Below are 13,391 nucleotides of genomic sequence, written 5' to 3'. Positions count from 1 at the left end.
TTATTTTTACAAATGAGTTGCCCTTATTTTTGTGCTGCTTTATGAAGGACTACCATATTTCCAGACACAGCTCTTTCTATACTATAGGACTTAACTACAAAAAGGCCGATGCCGAGGTACGCGGTAAGTTTAGTCTGGACGAAACCTCTATCAACAAATTACTTTTAAAGGCAAAAGCACTTGGCATAGATGGTCTGTTGGCAACGTCCACTTGTAATCGCACGGAACTCCATGGTTTTGCACAGCATCCTTTTCAGCTTATCAAATTACTTTGCGAACATTCCAACGGTACGGTAGAAGAATTTCAAGAAGTGGCCTACGTCTACAAGAACAATGAGGCCATTGGGCATCTTTTTCGCGTAGGAACGGGACTGGATAGTCAGATTTTGGGCGATTTTGAAATTATAAGCCAATTAAAACAAAGTTTTAACCGCTCCAAAAAACTTGATATCGCCAATCCTTTCATAGAAAGGCTTTGCAATGCCATCATACAAGCCAGTAAGCGTATTAAAAACGAAACGGAAATATCTTCTGGAGCCACTTCGGTCGCTTTTGCATCGGTACAATACATTCTTCGCAATGTTGAAAATATATCCGAGAAAAATATTTTACTGTTCGGTACTGGGAAAATTGGAAGAAATACCTGTGAGAACCTTATAAAACATACCAAGAATCCACATATCACCTTGATCAATAGAACTAAGGACAAGGCCGAAAAAGTGGCCGGGAAGTTTAATCTTGAAGTGAAGGATTATGGGGATTTACAGGCCGAAATCAGAAAGGCGGATATTCTGGTCGTGGCCACGGGAGCGCAACACCCTACGGTTACCAAAGAATTGATCTACACGAAGAAACCATTACTCATTTTGGACCTTTCCGTACCTAAAAACGTAGATGATGCGGTATTGGAAATGAACAATGTAAAGGTAGTGCATCTGGACCATCTTTCGCAAATCACGGATGAGACCCTTGAGCGTAGAAAACAATTTATTCCACAAGCGGAAACTATTATTGACGAGGTCAAAACCGACTTCACCCAATGGTTGGAAACCAGAAAGTTTGCTCCGGTCATCAAAGCGTTAAAAGAAAAGTTGCATATCATGAAGGAAGAAGAGCTGGACTATCAATCTAAAAAAACGGCCAATTTTGATGCAAAACAGGCGGATATTGTTTCCAACCGCTTCATCCAAAAAATAACCAAACAATTTGCCAACCACTTAAAGGATGATACGATTGATTCCGATTCAAGTTTGGAATTGATTCAAAAGGTTTTCCAACTTGAACCGAAAAGAAAATGACCAAAATCATCCGAATAGGGACACGCGATAGTGAATTGGCATTGTGGCAGGCCAATAACGTTAAAAATCAGCTGGAAGCTTTAGGCCATCAAACCCAATTGGTCCCCGTAAAATCTACAGGAGATCTTGTTCTGGACAAACCTTTATACGAGCTGGGCATTACCGGTATTTTTACCAAAACCCTGGATGTTGCCATGCTCAATGGCGATATTGATATTGCAGTACATTCCATGAAAGATGTACCTACGGCCCTACCAAAAGGCATTGTGCAGGCCGCCGTTTTGGAACGTGCCAATTTTTTGGATATTCTAGCCTACAAGGACAATGAAGAATTTCTTGGCCAACGGGAAGGTATCATCGCTACGGGAAGCCTTCGCAGAAAAGCGCAATGGCTTAACCGCTATCCCACCCACACCGTGGTAGATTTGAGGGGGAACGTCAACAGTCGCTTGGAAAAACTGAACCATAATGACTGGAACGGTGCTATTTTTGCCGCCGCGGGACTCACGCGTATTGGTCTGGAACCGGAAAATACCATTGGACTCACGTGGATGCTGCCAGCTCCGGCACAAGGAGCCATTATGGTGGTAGCTATGGAAAATAATCCTGAAGTCCAAGAAATATGTGCGGCACTCAACCATAGAGAAACTGAAATCTGTACCCGTTTGGAACGCGAGTTCTTGCGGGAACTGGAAGGGGGTTGTACCGCGCCCATCGGAGCACTTGCCAAAATTGACAAGGAGAACAACGTAACTTTGGATGGCGTACTATTGACTACGGACGGTTCCAAAAAACTGGAAGCATCACTCTCCGCACCTTTGGGAAGACATCAAAATCTGGGCGTGGACTGTGCCAAAAGTATTTTGAGCAGAGGCGGAAAAAGGTTGATGAACGAGCTACAAAATGCGGATACCGCCCCTCACTTTTATTCTACCAAAAAACTGACCGATGCACAGCTTCAACGGTTCAAACCGACCATCAGAGTGGCTTCCGAAGATTTTATAAAAATAAGCCCTAACCGTATTGCACCATCCATCATAAAACAAAAACACAAAAACGTAGTATTTACCAGTAAAAATGCTGTAGAAAGCCTTTTAACGAACGCTAGTCCAGCAGAATTACAATTTGAAAATATTTATTGTGTAGGGCGAAAGACACGCCGCCTTATCCAAAAAAAAATAGGTCCTGTCAAACATTTCGAAAACAATGCTATCAATTTGGCCAATTATTTAGTGGAGTATATTGAAGGAACCGAGCTTACCTATTTCCATGGAAATTTAAGCTTGGAAGAAATGCCTCGGATATTGGAAGAAAACAATATCGTCGTACACAAAGTAGAAGCTTATAAAACGAAGCTTTCCGGGAAAACGGTACAAGAAGGTGTGAAAAGCATTCTTTTTTACAGTCCGTCTACCATAGAAAGTTACCTAAAGAACAATCGCGCGGATAAAGTGGCCTATTGTATTGGGGAAACAACGGCTGCAGCAGCGCGCAAGCATTTTAAGGAAGTGAAAGTAGCCAAAATACCCGATGTGGAAAGTTTGATTGATTTGGTGAACGAAGGGTTTTAGTTGTTGGCTGTTGGCTGTTGGCTGTTGGCTGTTGGCTGTTGGCTGTTGGCTGTTGGAACAAAAGAAATATGAGAGACTTTAGAAAACTTGAAATTTGGAAGAATGGTATTGAATTAGTGAAGATAGTTTACAAATTTTCTGAAAAACTACCTTCTAATGAGCGATTTGGTCTTCGGTCTCAAATTACTAGAGCAGTAGTTTCAGTTCCTTCAAATATTGCAGAAGGGTGTAGTAGAAACAGTGAAATCGAATTTAAAAGGTATTTGGAAATTTCAATAGGTTCACTCTTTGAAGTCGAAACACAATTAATAATAGCACAAGAGTTAAAATTTATTCCATCAAAAGAATTAAAGCCTGTCCTTGATTTGATTCAACAAGAAGCTAGGATGATAAATAGCCTTATAACTAAAATAAAAAAACGCTAAAAGCAAAGCGCTCATATCCAAAGGCCAATTGCTAAAAGCTTATACATCAAAATGATAAAAAACGATTTATTCCTTAGAGCCCTTAGAGGCGAAATCGTCGAACGGCCACCGGTGTGGATGATGCGTCAAGCCGGGCGATATTTACCGGAGTTTATGGAAATCAAAAAAAAGTACGATTTCTTTACGCGCTGCCAAACTCCGGAATTGGCTTCTGAGATTACCGTACAGCCTATACGCCGTTATGGGATGGACGCCGCCATTCTATTTTCCGATATTTTAGTAATTCCACAAGCTATGAATATTGAGGTAGAAATGAAGCCCAATTTTGGGCCGTACTTGCCCAATCCGATTCGTTCGCAAAAAGATTTGGACCGTGTCATCGTCCCAGATGTAAACGATGCTTTGGGCTACGTCATGGAAGCCGTAAAAGCCACCAAAGAAAAACTGGACAATGAGATTCCGTTAATCGGTTTTGCAGGTTCTCCTTGGACCATTTTATGTTATTGTGTGCAGGGACAGGGCAGTAAAACGTTTGACAAGGCCAAAGAACTTTGTTTTACCCAACCGACCGTAGCACATGAGCTGCTCCAAAAAATAACGGATACGACTATTGCCTATCTAAAAGCGAAAGTAAAAGCAGGCGTAAATGCCGTTCAGGTATTCGATTCCTGGGGAGGAATGCTCTCGCCTACGGATTATCAAGAATTTTCGTTTCAGTATATCCAACAGATTATTGATGCCTTAAAAGATTACGCTCCCGTAATCGTTTTCGGGAAAGGATGTTGGTTTGCCTTAGGTGATATGGCTAAGTCTGGCGCTTCGGCCTTAGGGGTAGATTGGACCTGCTCCCCAAGAAATGCCAGGTATTTGTCCGGTGGAAACATCACCTTACAAGGCAATTTTGACCCTTCTCGATTATTATCGCCTCCATCGGAAATAAAAAAGATGGTAACGCAAATGATCAATGAATTTGGAAAAGACCAATATGTAGTAAATTTAGGTCACGGCATATTGCCCAATATTCCCTTGGATAATGCAAAAGCCTTTGTGGACGCGGTAAAGGAATATAAGAGTCCGTCTTAATGAAATGATGACCACTGAATTCGATAGCCATATCATAGAACCTGTGCATGAAAAACATGCTTGGCGTTTGTGTGATTTTGTGACTATCAATGCGGACCGTTTTAAAAAATATTTCCCTGAAACCTTAAAAGCGAATCTTACGCCGGACTTGGCAGGTTATTTTACGTCAAAAAAAGTAAAAGCGTTTCAAAAGAAAGAAGAGTTTCTGTTCATATTGAAAGAAAAAACCGATCGAACTATTATCGGGCTTATTTATCTCAAAGAATTGGATTGGGAAAAGGGTCAGGGCGAACTAGCATATGCGGTAAGCTATACTTTTGAGGGCAAAGGCTATATTTCCAAAAGTGTTTCGGCCATATGTGATTGGGCTTTTAAACAAGGCTTAAAAACCCTACAAATTATCGTCAACAAAGAAAATACAAAAAGCATAAAAGTTGCGGAAAATTGTGGATTTCTATGGAAGGCTACCTTGCCGAAGAAATTCACCCCGCCAAATAGCATCGCCTTGGATATGGAACTTTACGAACGTAGTTATGAAAGATAAATTCTACGCATACATTCTAGCATTACAGGATACTATCACCCAAAAGCTGGAAGCCGTTGATGGTACGGCCAAATTTCAAGAAGATATTTGGAAACGCCCTGAAGGAGGTGGCGGTCGTACACGTGTAATCGAGAACGGAGCCGTCTTTGAAAAAGGAGGCGTTAATATTTCTGGGGTACATGGAGCATTGCCCAAAAGTATGCAGGCCTATTTTGGTGTTGAAGACGCCGATTTTTATGCTTGTGGGCTCAGTTTGGTGCTTCACCCCAAAAACCCCATGGTTCCGACAGTCCATGCCAACTGGCGTTATTTTGAAATGTATGACAAACAGGGGAACCTAGTTGACCAATGGTTTGGTGGCGGTCAGGATTTAACGCCCTATTATTTGTTCGATGAAGATGCCAAGCATTTTCATACCATATGCAAAGAAGCCTGTGACAAGCATTATCCGGATTTTTATAATAAGTATAAAAAACGATGCGATGCGTATTTTTGGAACGCTCACCGAAACGAAGCTCGGGGTGTAGGCGGACTTTTCTTCGATTATTGCAAAGCTACGGATGAAATGAACATGCAAGCTTGGTATGACTTTGTCACAGAGGTAGGAAACAGCTTTTTAAATAGTTATATACCGATTGTTACAAAACGAAAAAATCTTGACTACACTCCTGTGCAAAGGGATTGGCAAGAAATCAGAAGGGGGCGTTACGTAGAATTTAATCTTGTACATGACAAGGGAACCCTTTTTGGTCTGAGGACCAATGGTCGTATTGAAAGTATTTTGATGAGCCTACCACCACACGTGCAATGGCGTTATGACCATCAACCGGAAAAGGGAAGTGAAGAGGAGCGACTACTTCAAGTTTTAAAGAAACCTGAAACTTGGGTGTGAAGTATGGCGAAAAAGAGAAAAGCAAAAAATACAATCAACAAGGCAAAACATTCCAAATTAATGGAACGCAAAAAGAACAAGCTCAAAAAAGAGTCAGCCTTACGAAAAGAACGTTTGAAAGCTATTGTAGCCAAATCGAAAACGGCTATGTAACACTATGAAACAAAAAATATATCAGATTGATGCGTTTACCGACCATGTTTTTAGTGGGAATCCTGCTGCGGTATGTATTCTTGAAAATTGGATTTCAGATAAATTGATGCAAAATATTGCCGCTGAGAATAATTTGGCAGAAACAGCCTTTGCCGTAAAAGATAACGATTGCTATACCCTACGCTGGTTTACCCCGGAAGTAGAAGTAGACCTTTGCGGACATGCCACGTTGGCAGCAGCTTTTGTACTCTTCAATTACTATAATTATAAAGAAAATACCATCCGGTTTTTATCTCCAAGAAGTGGAGAACTAATTGTGGAGAAAGAGAATAATGGCTGGATGACCCTAGATTTTCCGGCAGATGATTTACAATCCGTACCTTTTAACGAAGCTATCAATAAGGCTATTGGCAAAGTTCCTTTGGAAACTTTTAGAGGAAAAACGGATTACCTTCTTATTTATTCCACTCAATCCGAAATTGAAGAAATACGGCCAAATTTTCATTTGCTCGACCAGTTGGATTGTCGCGGGGTCATTATCTCCGCCAAAGGAAACGAAGTGGATTTTGTATCGCGCTTTTTCGCACCGCAATGTGGTGTGCCCGAAGACCCCGTAACCGGTTCGGCACATACAACCTTAACACCGTTTTGGTCTAAAACACTTGGCAAAACCAAAATGACGGCCAAACAAGTATCCTCAAGAGGAGGAGATTTAAACTGTGAATTTTTAGGGGAACGCATAAAAATTTCAGGAAAGGCCGTACCTTATCTAATAGGAGATATAGAAATATAAACATTAAACGCAAAGCCATGTACCCACTCATAAGAAATAGAAGATTACGCAGCAATGAAGCCATTCGGCACTTAGTGCGTGAAACCATTATCACGCCGAGCGACTTTTTAGTACCTCTTTTTGTGGTTGAGGGAAAAGGCGTAAAAGAGGAGATTTCCTCAATGCCCAATTATTATAGATTGAGCTTGGACCAGCTTGAAAAAGAAGTCAAGGAACTTTGGAATATGGGGCTCTGCGCCGTGCTCCTTTTCGTAAAGGTTTCGGACGATTTAAAGGACAATAAGGGCACGGAAGCACTTAATCCCAACGGACTGATGCAATTGGCCATTAAAACCGTTAAAAATGCCTGCCCGGATATGTTGGTCATGACAGATGTGGCATTGGATCCTTTTTCTTCCTACGGCCATGACGGTATCGTAGCGGATGGTCAAATTCTAAACGACGAAACAGTCGAGGTTTTGGCAGAAATGAGCGTTTCCCATGCGCAGGCTGGAGCGGATTTTGTAGCGCCCAGTGATATGATGGACGGTCGTATTCTCTCCATTCGGGAAGCCTTGGAAGATGAAGGTTTTACCAATACCGGGATTATGAGCTATAGCGCAAAATACGCAAGCGCATTTTACGGCCCGTTTCGCGATGCTTTGGATTCTGCTCCCGTGGATATCAAAAACGTGCCTAAAAATAAAAGCACTTATCAAATGGACTCTGCCAATAGGTTTGAAGCCATCCGTGAAACCCAAATGGATATTGATGAAGGGGCCGATATCGTTATGGTCAAACCTGGATTATGCTATTTGGATATCGTCCGGGAAATCAAAAACGAAGTTGATGTACCTGTTGCGGTCTATCAGGTCTCGGGAGAATATGCCATGCTGAAAGCTGCCGCAGAAAAAGGATGGCTGGACCATGATTCCGTGATGATGGAACAACTTATTGCCATAAAGCGCGCCGGCGCGAACATCATTGCCAGTTATTTTGCCAAAGATGCGGTTAAACTAATGGGGTAACTCCTTTTATACTTTTTGGTTTATTTAATAGCGTAATACTTTTTTAGGTTCCTGTTTAGTGTCGTTTTTTGTAAGGTACATTACAAAATGCCGAGTGCCATTTTAGCTTCCAATAATTTGTATCTTAGTCCCATAAATCAACCCTATGGGACTACTCATCTTTTACGCAGTTATATCTATATTTTTTTCCTTCCTCTGTTCAATTTTGGAAGCAGTATTGCTAAGCATTACACCAACTTTCGTAAATGTTAAAAAAAGGGAGGGCAAGTCTTATGCCAGTACGTTGGAATCGCTTAAAAAAGATGTGGACAAACCCCTTATTGCTATTTTAACACTCAATACCATTGCCCATACCGTGGGTGCTATTCTGGTAGGAGTACAAGCCAAAGTAGCTTATGCGGAACTCTATGGAAGTACCCAACGCAGTATTTTCGGAATTTCGTTTACAGAAGACCTTATGGTAGGAGTAGTTTCCACTATAATGACCATCCTAATTCTGGTAGCTTCGGAAATCATTCCAAAAACCATTGGCGCGACATACTGGAGACAGTTGGCCAACTTTACGGCAAAAGCTTTGAATATAATGGTATTGGGCTTAAAATATACAGGTCTTTTGTGGCTGTTACAACTTTTTACCAGACTTGTAGGCGGAAAAGGACATCATGGAAGTGTTTTGAGCCGTGAAGACTTTACCGTAATGACGGATATGGCGCACGAGGAAGGTGTTTTTGAGAAATCCGAATCCACCATCATCAAAAATCTATTGCGCTTTGATGAAGTATTGGTAAAGGATATCATGACACCTAGGGCAGTCATGAAAATTGCTTCCGAAGAAAAAACAATTCAGTCTTTTTTTGAAGAAAATCCAAAACTCCGATTTTCGAGGATACCCGTTTTCCGTGAAAAAATGGATAATATCTCTGGTTTTGTTCTAAAGGACAATGTGTATGAGGAGATTATCAATAATAATGGAGATTTGCCCCTAGGCGAAATTAGAAGGGATATTTTGGTGACGCGGAGAAGCACTCCCATCCCTAAATTGTTCGATACCTTGATCGCAAAAAGGGAACATATAGCACTTGTAGTGGATGAATACGGGTCCGTGAGCGGTATCGTAACCATGGAAGATGTTATTGAAACGTTGCTAGGCCTAGAAATTATGGATGAAAGCGATAATGTGGCCGATTTACAAGTTTTGGCGCGGAGAAATTGGGAAAATAGGGCCAAAGAGGCAGGCGTTATACCAGAACCTACGACCCCTAAAGTGGAAGTATCCGAAACGGAAGCCGACATCAAAAAAGAAAACTAATTCAACCCATTTGTGGATATCGCACATGTACATACGCCTTTGGGAATTGCTAAAATAGAAGGAGATGAAAACGGACTTTCCACAATTACCGTATTGAATTCCGAAGCGCCCGTAACTTCAATAATACCTGAAAGTTTAGAAGATGCCGTGTATCAACTACAGGAATATTTTGAAGGAAAACGGGAGAATTTTGACCTTCTCTTAAATGCGTCCGGAACTCCATTTCAAAAAAACGTGTGGGAGGAGTTATTGAAAATACCGTACGGCAAGACCCTTTCGTATATGGAGCTATCCAAAAAACTAGGCGATGTAAAAGCAATACGTGCCGTAGCTGCCGCCAATGGCAAAAACCCTTTGTGGATTATAGTTCCCTGTCACAGAGTTATAGGAAGTGATGGTTCCTTAACCGGATATGCAGGCGGTCTATACCGTAAAAAATGGCTTTTGGACCATGAAAGCCCTGTAAAACAGCAAACCCTCTTTTAGGGAGGAATCCAAATATCTTTTTTTACCCTAGATCAACTGTTTTCAAATATTATGATAAATCATACCTTTTAGATGAACACTATCACATTTAAAATATCAATAGTAAAAAAGTTTTTTCTGGTGTTATTGGTCTTACTTGCTTGCCATTGTAAGAACCAAAAGACAAGCTCAGAGAAGTTAGACAATAAGAAAGAAACCCTATTAAAAGCCCTTAATGATTTTAATTCTGCTTTTGAAAAAGGTGATATTGAAAAACTGAATGACATGGTAACTGAGAGTTATCAACATACCAATGGGAATTCAAAAGCTATAGGAAAGGAGGTTTGGTTCAATTATTTAAGAAAAAGGCAAAAAGAAATAATTTCTGGAGCGCTGGAAGTTCTTTCCTATACGATGAATGATATTGAAATGAGTTTTTACGACAACACTGCTGTCATTACGGGAAAGGTAAGCGTAAAAAATAAAGTTAAGGGGGAAATTAGGAAGAGTGTATTTAGGGTGACCCATATTTGGGTATATGAGTCAGATAATTGGAAAAGAGCGGGATTTCATGACGGAAAAATCATAAATTGAAATAATAATCCTAAGAAATAGGCATGCTTTACAAAATTAATCTGGAACATATTCTTTTTTTGGACATTGAAACGGTTCCGGAGAAGGAAAATTTTCATGAGCTGGACGATGCCAAAAAAGAACTTTGGGAACAAAAATCCAGATATCAGCGTAAAGACGACTTCTCACCGGAAGAATTTTACGACAGGGCCGGTATTTGGGCAGAATTTGGACGAATCATCTGTATTTCCGTAGGTTATTTTAAAATTAACGGAGATACCAAAAATTTTAGGGTCACCACTTTTCATGGGGATGAAGTACAACTGCTAAAGGAGTTTAAAAACTTGTTGAACGGCCATTTTAACCAATCCAAACATCTATTGTGTGCCCACAACGGGAAGGAGTTCGATTATCCATACATTGCCCGAAGGATGATTATCCATAGTATTTCGCTACCCTATAAATTAGACCTTTTTGGTAAGAAGCCTTGGGAAGTTCCCCATCTGGATACGATGGACCTTTGGAAATTTGGCGATTATAAACATTACACTTCCCTAAAGTTGATGGCGCACGTACTCGGCATTCCATCGCCCAAGGAGGACATAGATGGGAGTATGGTGAGAGATGTCTTTTATGAGGACAAGGATTTGGAACGCATCGTCACTTATTGTGAATTGGATGTGGTAACCACCGCTCAGGTTTTCTTGCGATTGCGCAATGAGCCTTTACTGGAGCCCGATGCCATCAAAAAGATAGTTCCCTGAAATAAAAATTTCTTGCCCCACCCAGAATTGCAAAAGTCAATTCCGACTTCCCCAAGGGGAGGTGAATCCGGAAACCGTGAGGCGGAGCCATCGGAGAATTATTTTGATTAAAAGGAATTTCACCTCATACTGCTCATCTCTATCATATCACCAAAAAAGCTAGTCGCAGCAAATTAGTTTTTATAGAACTTGGTGCTTTTCTCCATTCCAAAATCTTGTATTTGGATAATGTATAATCCGGTAGCCAAATCAGAAACATTGATTTCAGCATTTTTTGCCATTCCTATTTTCATTTCGGCACCTGTAGCGGTTACGATACGATACATAGCCGTATCGCTGAACTCGGTATTGAACTGTATCACATCTACTGCCGGATTTGGAAACACGGAAAAGTTGATTTCAGCGGTATGGCTTAAGGTTTCGTTCCCTAATAAAGTTCCTAGGGTTGTTTCCGTACCCTCAAAAGTAAATTCATATTCCGGTGTATATTCAGAAGCCAAATTTTTAGTACAAAACGTACGCAATCTTACCGTATAGGTTTCCCCTTCCACCAAATTTTTTAATTCATTTGACCCTTCGGAAACATATGTCGTTCTCCAATCATCACTGGTAACGTTTTTGTACTGAACCTCGAACAAACCGTCTGCCGTTCCTTCCCAGTTTAAATGAACACCATTTTCTTGAGCATCGGTCAAATTTAAATTTTCTGGAACTTCAGCATTACAAGAAGTCATCTTAACACCAGATACCAAAAGTGAAAAGTCCTGTGCCCCATACTTTAAAGTACCTTTATGACTTATGGTAATCGTATATATCCCATCAGCATTTGATACTTCTATCCTTTCAAAAGGGTCTACTTTGTTATCCCCTTGCACGGCAGCCGCATTTGGAGAGGCAGGATTTAATGTCCATGGATAAAAAGTGGTGCCATTCTTGGTAACACGGATGTCCAAGTCATTCACTAGAGCGGCAGTTTTATCGTTTAGCACGCCTCTATTAAGATATTCGGATTCTGGGTCCGTCCAAGAAATCGAAGCTATCAAAGCTTCATCTCCTGAAGCTTCAACTTCAAATTGTATCGTTTCGTTCTCTTCTAAATTATCCTCTGTCACTTGGGTACTGTATTCTTTGTTCAACAACAGTTTTGCCGCTTTTTGTGTGTTCATTACTCCCCATCCCATTTTGTAATCCGGCCCTTTGGAATCTACATCGTCCGCAGTATGCAAAGCCAATCCTTTTAGGGTAGCGGCTCTCAGGTATGAGCCATACAACTGCTCGTTATATTGTTGCAATAACAGTAATGAACCCGTTACCCCTGGCGTGGCCATAGAGGTTCCCGAAGAAACATTGTAACTGGTATTGTTGGAAGAATGTGTGGAAAGAATGGAAGATCCGTCACCAGCTAAGTCCGGTTTAATTCTACCGTCATCTACAGGTCCAAAACTACTGTAAGAAGAAACGGTAGCTTTTTTCAGTTCTCCGTTTTTATCTATCCGGGTATCGGCGCCTGCAACGGTAATTCCATTTTTGGTCAGGGTAAACCCTAGCATTAAGTCAAAACCATCCGTAGCGTTCCCTGCAATAGGACTTTCATTATCCCTACTGTTCCTTGCATTCCCAGCGGCCGTAACCATTAGGTAATAAGGTGCGTTAAACATTATTTTGTCCCAGTCTTGCGCTACTTTGATATAGGAACCAAAATACCAGTCCGGCACACGGTCGGTCTTGATCCCATAAGAATGGTTGGAGACCAAAAGTCCGTTTGCGGCAGCTTCCATAGCTTCTAACTTATCCCTTGTCCAATCATGTGAAATAACACTGGCCGCATAAGCTACTCCTTTGGCCTCTTTCTTTATTCCGGCGGAAATCATACTTCCGGTGACCATCGTGGCATGCGGATCTATTTCCGTGCTTCCATCGGCGATGGTCACCCGGCTGTCGTATTCTTGATGTGTAGCACGGGCAACTCCCGCATCCCAAACACCTATTTGCATTCCGGAACCATTAATATCCAATCCCATGGCACCATTTGTATGTAGTTTATCTGCTCTGGAAACTTGGCTTGCGTTATCGGAATAGGTTTCATAATAAAGAGGAGTACCATCTGTACCTACGTCCTGAAGTTCTATTCTTTTTCCATTAGGAAGCACTTCTTTGACCTTCCAATGATTTGACTTTGCCATCTTTAATGTCTTTTCCCTGCTCGCCTCATAGTCGAATTCAAGGTCTACCTGCATGGCTCCGATTTTGGAAAAATCATATTCCTTATCTATAATCGATTTTAACTTTTCGGACTGTGCCCAAGTAAAAGTAATAGAGAGAAAAAAGACCAATAAAAAAGTGGGGGAAGCTTTCCTATTGGTCATTAGTTTTTGATAATCCATCGGTGCGTAGGTTAAATTGTAAGATTTGGACTACAAATATATAAATGGAAATAACGACTCTATCCAAAAAGAATAGTTTATTCGATGAACGACATCATCAATACCATAATGTTGTTGTGAAAGTGCTAAT

14 protein-coding genes are annotated in these 13,391 nt (G+C 41.0%); 13 read left to right on the top strand and 1 reads right to left on the bottom strand.

Going from position 1 to position 13,391, the window contains the following annotated elements; all coding sequences use genetic code 11:
* Positions 1–41: 41 nt before the first annotated feature.
* The 13 genes from hemA to ACKWBX_RS01070 all read left to right on the top strand — a co-directional run bounded on the left by hemA (position 42) and on the right by ACKWBX_RS01070 (position 10,877).
* On the top strand, positions 42–1,298 hold the full coding sequence (gene hemA / locus ACKWBX_RS01130) for a glutamyl-tRNA reductase (RefSeq protein ID WP_413966800.1): 1,257 nt from the start codon (positions 42–44) through the stop codon (positions 1,296–1,298).
* Entirely contained in the window at positions 1,295–2,869 is a 1,575-nt protein-coding gene (gene hemC, locus ACKWBX_RS01125; protein ID WP_413966799.1) for a hydroxymethylbilane synthase, read from the top strand. Before hemA ends, hemC begins: the two co-directional genes overlap by 4 nt.
* A 68-nt stretch (positions 2,870–2,937) precedes the next feature.
* Positions 2,938–3,294 carry a four helix bundle protein gene (locus ACKWBX_RS01120; protein WP_413966798.1) on the top strand — a complete coding sequence of 119 codons (357 nt, stop codon included), beginning with the start codon at positions 2,938–2,940 and terminating at the stop codon, positions 3,292–3,294.
* A gap of 51 nt (positions 3,295–3,345) precedes the next feature.
* Positions 3,346–4,377, top strand: a complete 1,032-nt coding sequence (gene hemE, locus ACKWBX_RS01115) for a uroporphyrinogen decarboxylase (RefSeq protein WP_413966797.1) — start codon at positions 3,346–3,348, stop codon at positions 4,375–4,377.
* 7 nt (positions 4,378–4,384) lie between these two features.
* Positions 4,385–4,921, top strand: a complete 537-nt coding sequence (locus ACKWBX_RS01110; protein ID WP_413966796.1) for a GNAT family N-acetyltransferase — start codon at positions 4,385–4,387, stop codon at positions 4,919–4,921.
* A complete protein-coding gene (hemF, locus tag ACKWBX_RS01105) occupies positions 4,911–5,813 on the top strand; it encodes an oxygen-dependent coproporphyrinogen oxidase (protein WP_413966795.1) in 903 nt (300 codons plus the stop codon). The genes ACKWBX_RS01110 and hemF overlap by 11 nt, the downstream gene beginning before the upstream one ends.
* 3 nt (positions 5,814–5,816) lie before the next feature.
* The gene (locus tag ACKWBX_RS01100; RefSeq protein ID WP_413966794.1) at positions 5,817–5,966 is read left to right on the top strand and encodes a hypothetical protein; all 150 of its coding nucleotides are present in this window, start codon (positions 5,817–5,819) and stop codon (positions 5,964–5,966) included.
* A gap of 4 nt (positions 5,967–5,970) precedes the next feature.
* Positions 5,971–6,759 (top strand): PhzF family phenazine biosynthesis protein, encoded by a 789-nt coding sequence (locus ACKWBX_RS01095; RefSeq protein ID WP_413966793.1) that lies wholly within the window; start codon positions 5,971–5,973, stop codon positions 6,757–6,759.
* A gap of 17 nt (positions 6,760–6,776) precedes the next feature.
* A complete protein-coding gene (hemB, locus tag ACKWBX_RS01090) occupies positions 6,777–7,766 on the top strand; it encodes a porphobilinogen synthase (RefSeq protein WP_413966792.1) in 990 nt (329 codons plus the stop codon).
* A 145-nt stretch (positions 7,767–7,911) separates the two neighbouring features.
* Positions 7,912–9,075: a CNNM domain-containing protein gene (locus ACKWBX_RS01085; protein WP_413966791.1), complete on the top strand. Its 1,164-nt coding sequence runs from the start codon at positions 7,912–7,914 to the stop codon at positions 9,073–9,075.
* 12 nt (positions 9,076–9,087) lie between these two features.
* Positions 9,088–9,561, top strand: a complete 474-nt coding sequence (locus tag ACKWBX_RS01080) for a methylated-DNA--[protein]-cysteine S-methyltransferase (RefSeq protein ID WP_413966790.1) — start codon at positions 9,088–9,090, stop codon at positions 9,559–9,561.
* A gap of 72 nt (positions 9,562–9,633) precedes the next feature.
* Complete coding sequence (locus ACKWBX_RS01075; protein ID WP_413966789.1) at positions 9,634–10,134, top strand: nuclear transport factor 2 family protein; 501 nt, start codon at positions 9,634–9,636, stop codon at positions 10,132–10,134.
* 23 nt (positions 10,135–10,157) lie between these two features.
* Complete coding sequence (locus ACKWBX_RS01070) at positions 10,158–10,877, top strand: 3'-5' exonuclease (RefSeq protein WP_413966788.1); 720 nt, start codon at positions 10,158–10,160, stop codon at positions 10,875–10,877.
* 173 nt (positions 10,878–11,050) lie between these two features.
* Here the strand turns inward: ACKWBX_RS01070 and ACKWBX_RS01065 are convergent, their stop codons facing one another.
* Positions 11,051–13,261: a S8 family serine peptidase gene (locus tag ACKWBX_RS01065; protein ID WP_413966787.1), complete on the bottom strand. Its 2,211-nt coding sequence runs from the start codon at positions 13,259–13,261 to the stop codon at positions 11,051–11,053.
* Positions 13,262–13,391: the final 130 nt, after the last annotated feature.

This window comes from Maribacter algae (assembly GCF_047345745.1).
Taxonomy (GTDB): Bacteria; Bacteroidota; Bacteroidia; order Flavobacteriales; family Flavobacteriaceae; genus Maribacter.
This window is presented reverse-complemented; position numbering and strand designations above follow the sequence as displayed.

What these genes read in the sequence shown, in the direction of transcription:
- hemA (WP_413966800.1), top strand. Translation starts at nt 42, where the DNA reads ATGAAGGACTACCATATTTCCAGACACAGCTCTTTCTATACTATAGGA.
- hemC (WP_413966799.1), top strand. Translation starts at nt 1,295, where the DNA reads ATGACCAAAATCATCCGAATAGGGACACGCGATAGTGAATTGGCATTG.
- ACKWBX_RS01120 (WP_413966798.1), top strand. Translation starts at nt 2,938, where the DNA reads ATGAGAGACTTTAGAAAACTTGAAATTTGGAAGAATGGTATTGAATTA.
- hemE (WP_413966797.1), top strand. Translation starts at nt 3,346, where the DNA reads ATGATAAAAAACGATTTATTCCTTAGAGCCCTTAGAGGCGAAATCGTC.
- ACKWBX_RS01110 (WP_413966796.1), top strand. Translation starts at nt 4,385, where the DNA reads ATGACCACTGAATTCGATAGCCATATCATAGAACCTGTGCATGAAAAA.
- hemF (WP_413966795.1), top strand. Translation starts at nt 4,911, where the DNA reads ATGAAAGATAAATTCTACGCATACATTCTAGCATTACAGGATACTATC.
- ACKWBX_RS01100 (WP_413966794.1), top strand. Translation starts at nt 5,817, where the DNA reads ATGGCGAAAAAGAGAAAAGCAAAAAATACAATCAACAAGGCAAAACAT.
- ACKWBX_RS01095 (WP_413966793.1), top strand. Translation starts at nt 5,971, where the DNA reads ATGAAACAAAAAATATATCAGATTGATGCGTTTACCGACCATGTTTTT.
- hemB (WP_413966792.1), top strand. Translation starts at nt 6,777, where the DNA reads ATGTACCCACTCATAAGAAATAGAAGATTACGCAGCAATGAAGCCATT.
- ACKWBX_RS01085 (WP_413966791.1), top strand. Translation starts at nt 7,912, where the DNA reads ATGGGACTACTCATCTTTTACGCAGTTATATCTATATTTTTTTCCTTC.
- ACKWBX_RS01075 (WP_413966789.1), top strand. Translation starts at nt 9,634, where the DNA reads ATGAACACTATCACATTTAAAATATCAATAGTAAAAAAGTTTTTTCTG.
- ACKWBX_RS01070 (WP_413966788.1), top strand. Translation starts at nt 10,158, where the DNA reads ATGCTTTACAAAATTAATCTGGAACATATTCTTTTTTTGGACATTGAA.
- ACKWBX_RS01065 (WP_413966787.1), bottom strand. Translation starts at nt 13,261, where the DNA reads ATGGATTATCAAAAACTAATGACCAATAGGAAAGCTTCCCCCACTTTT.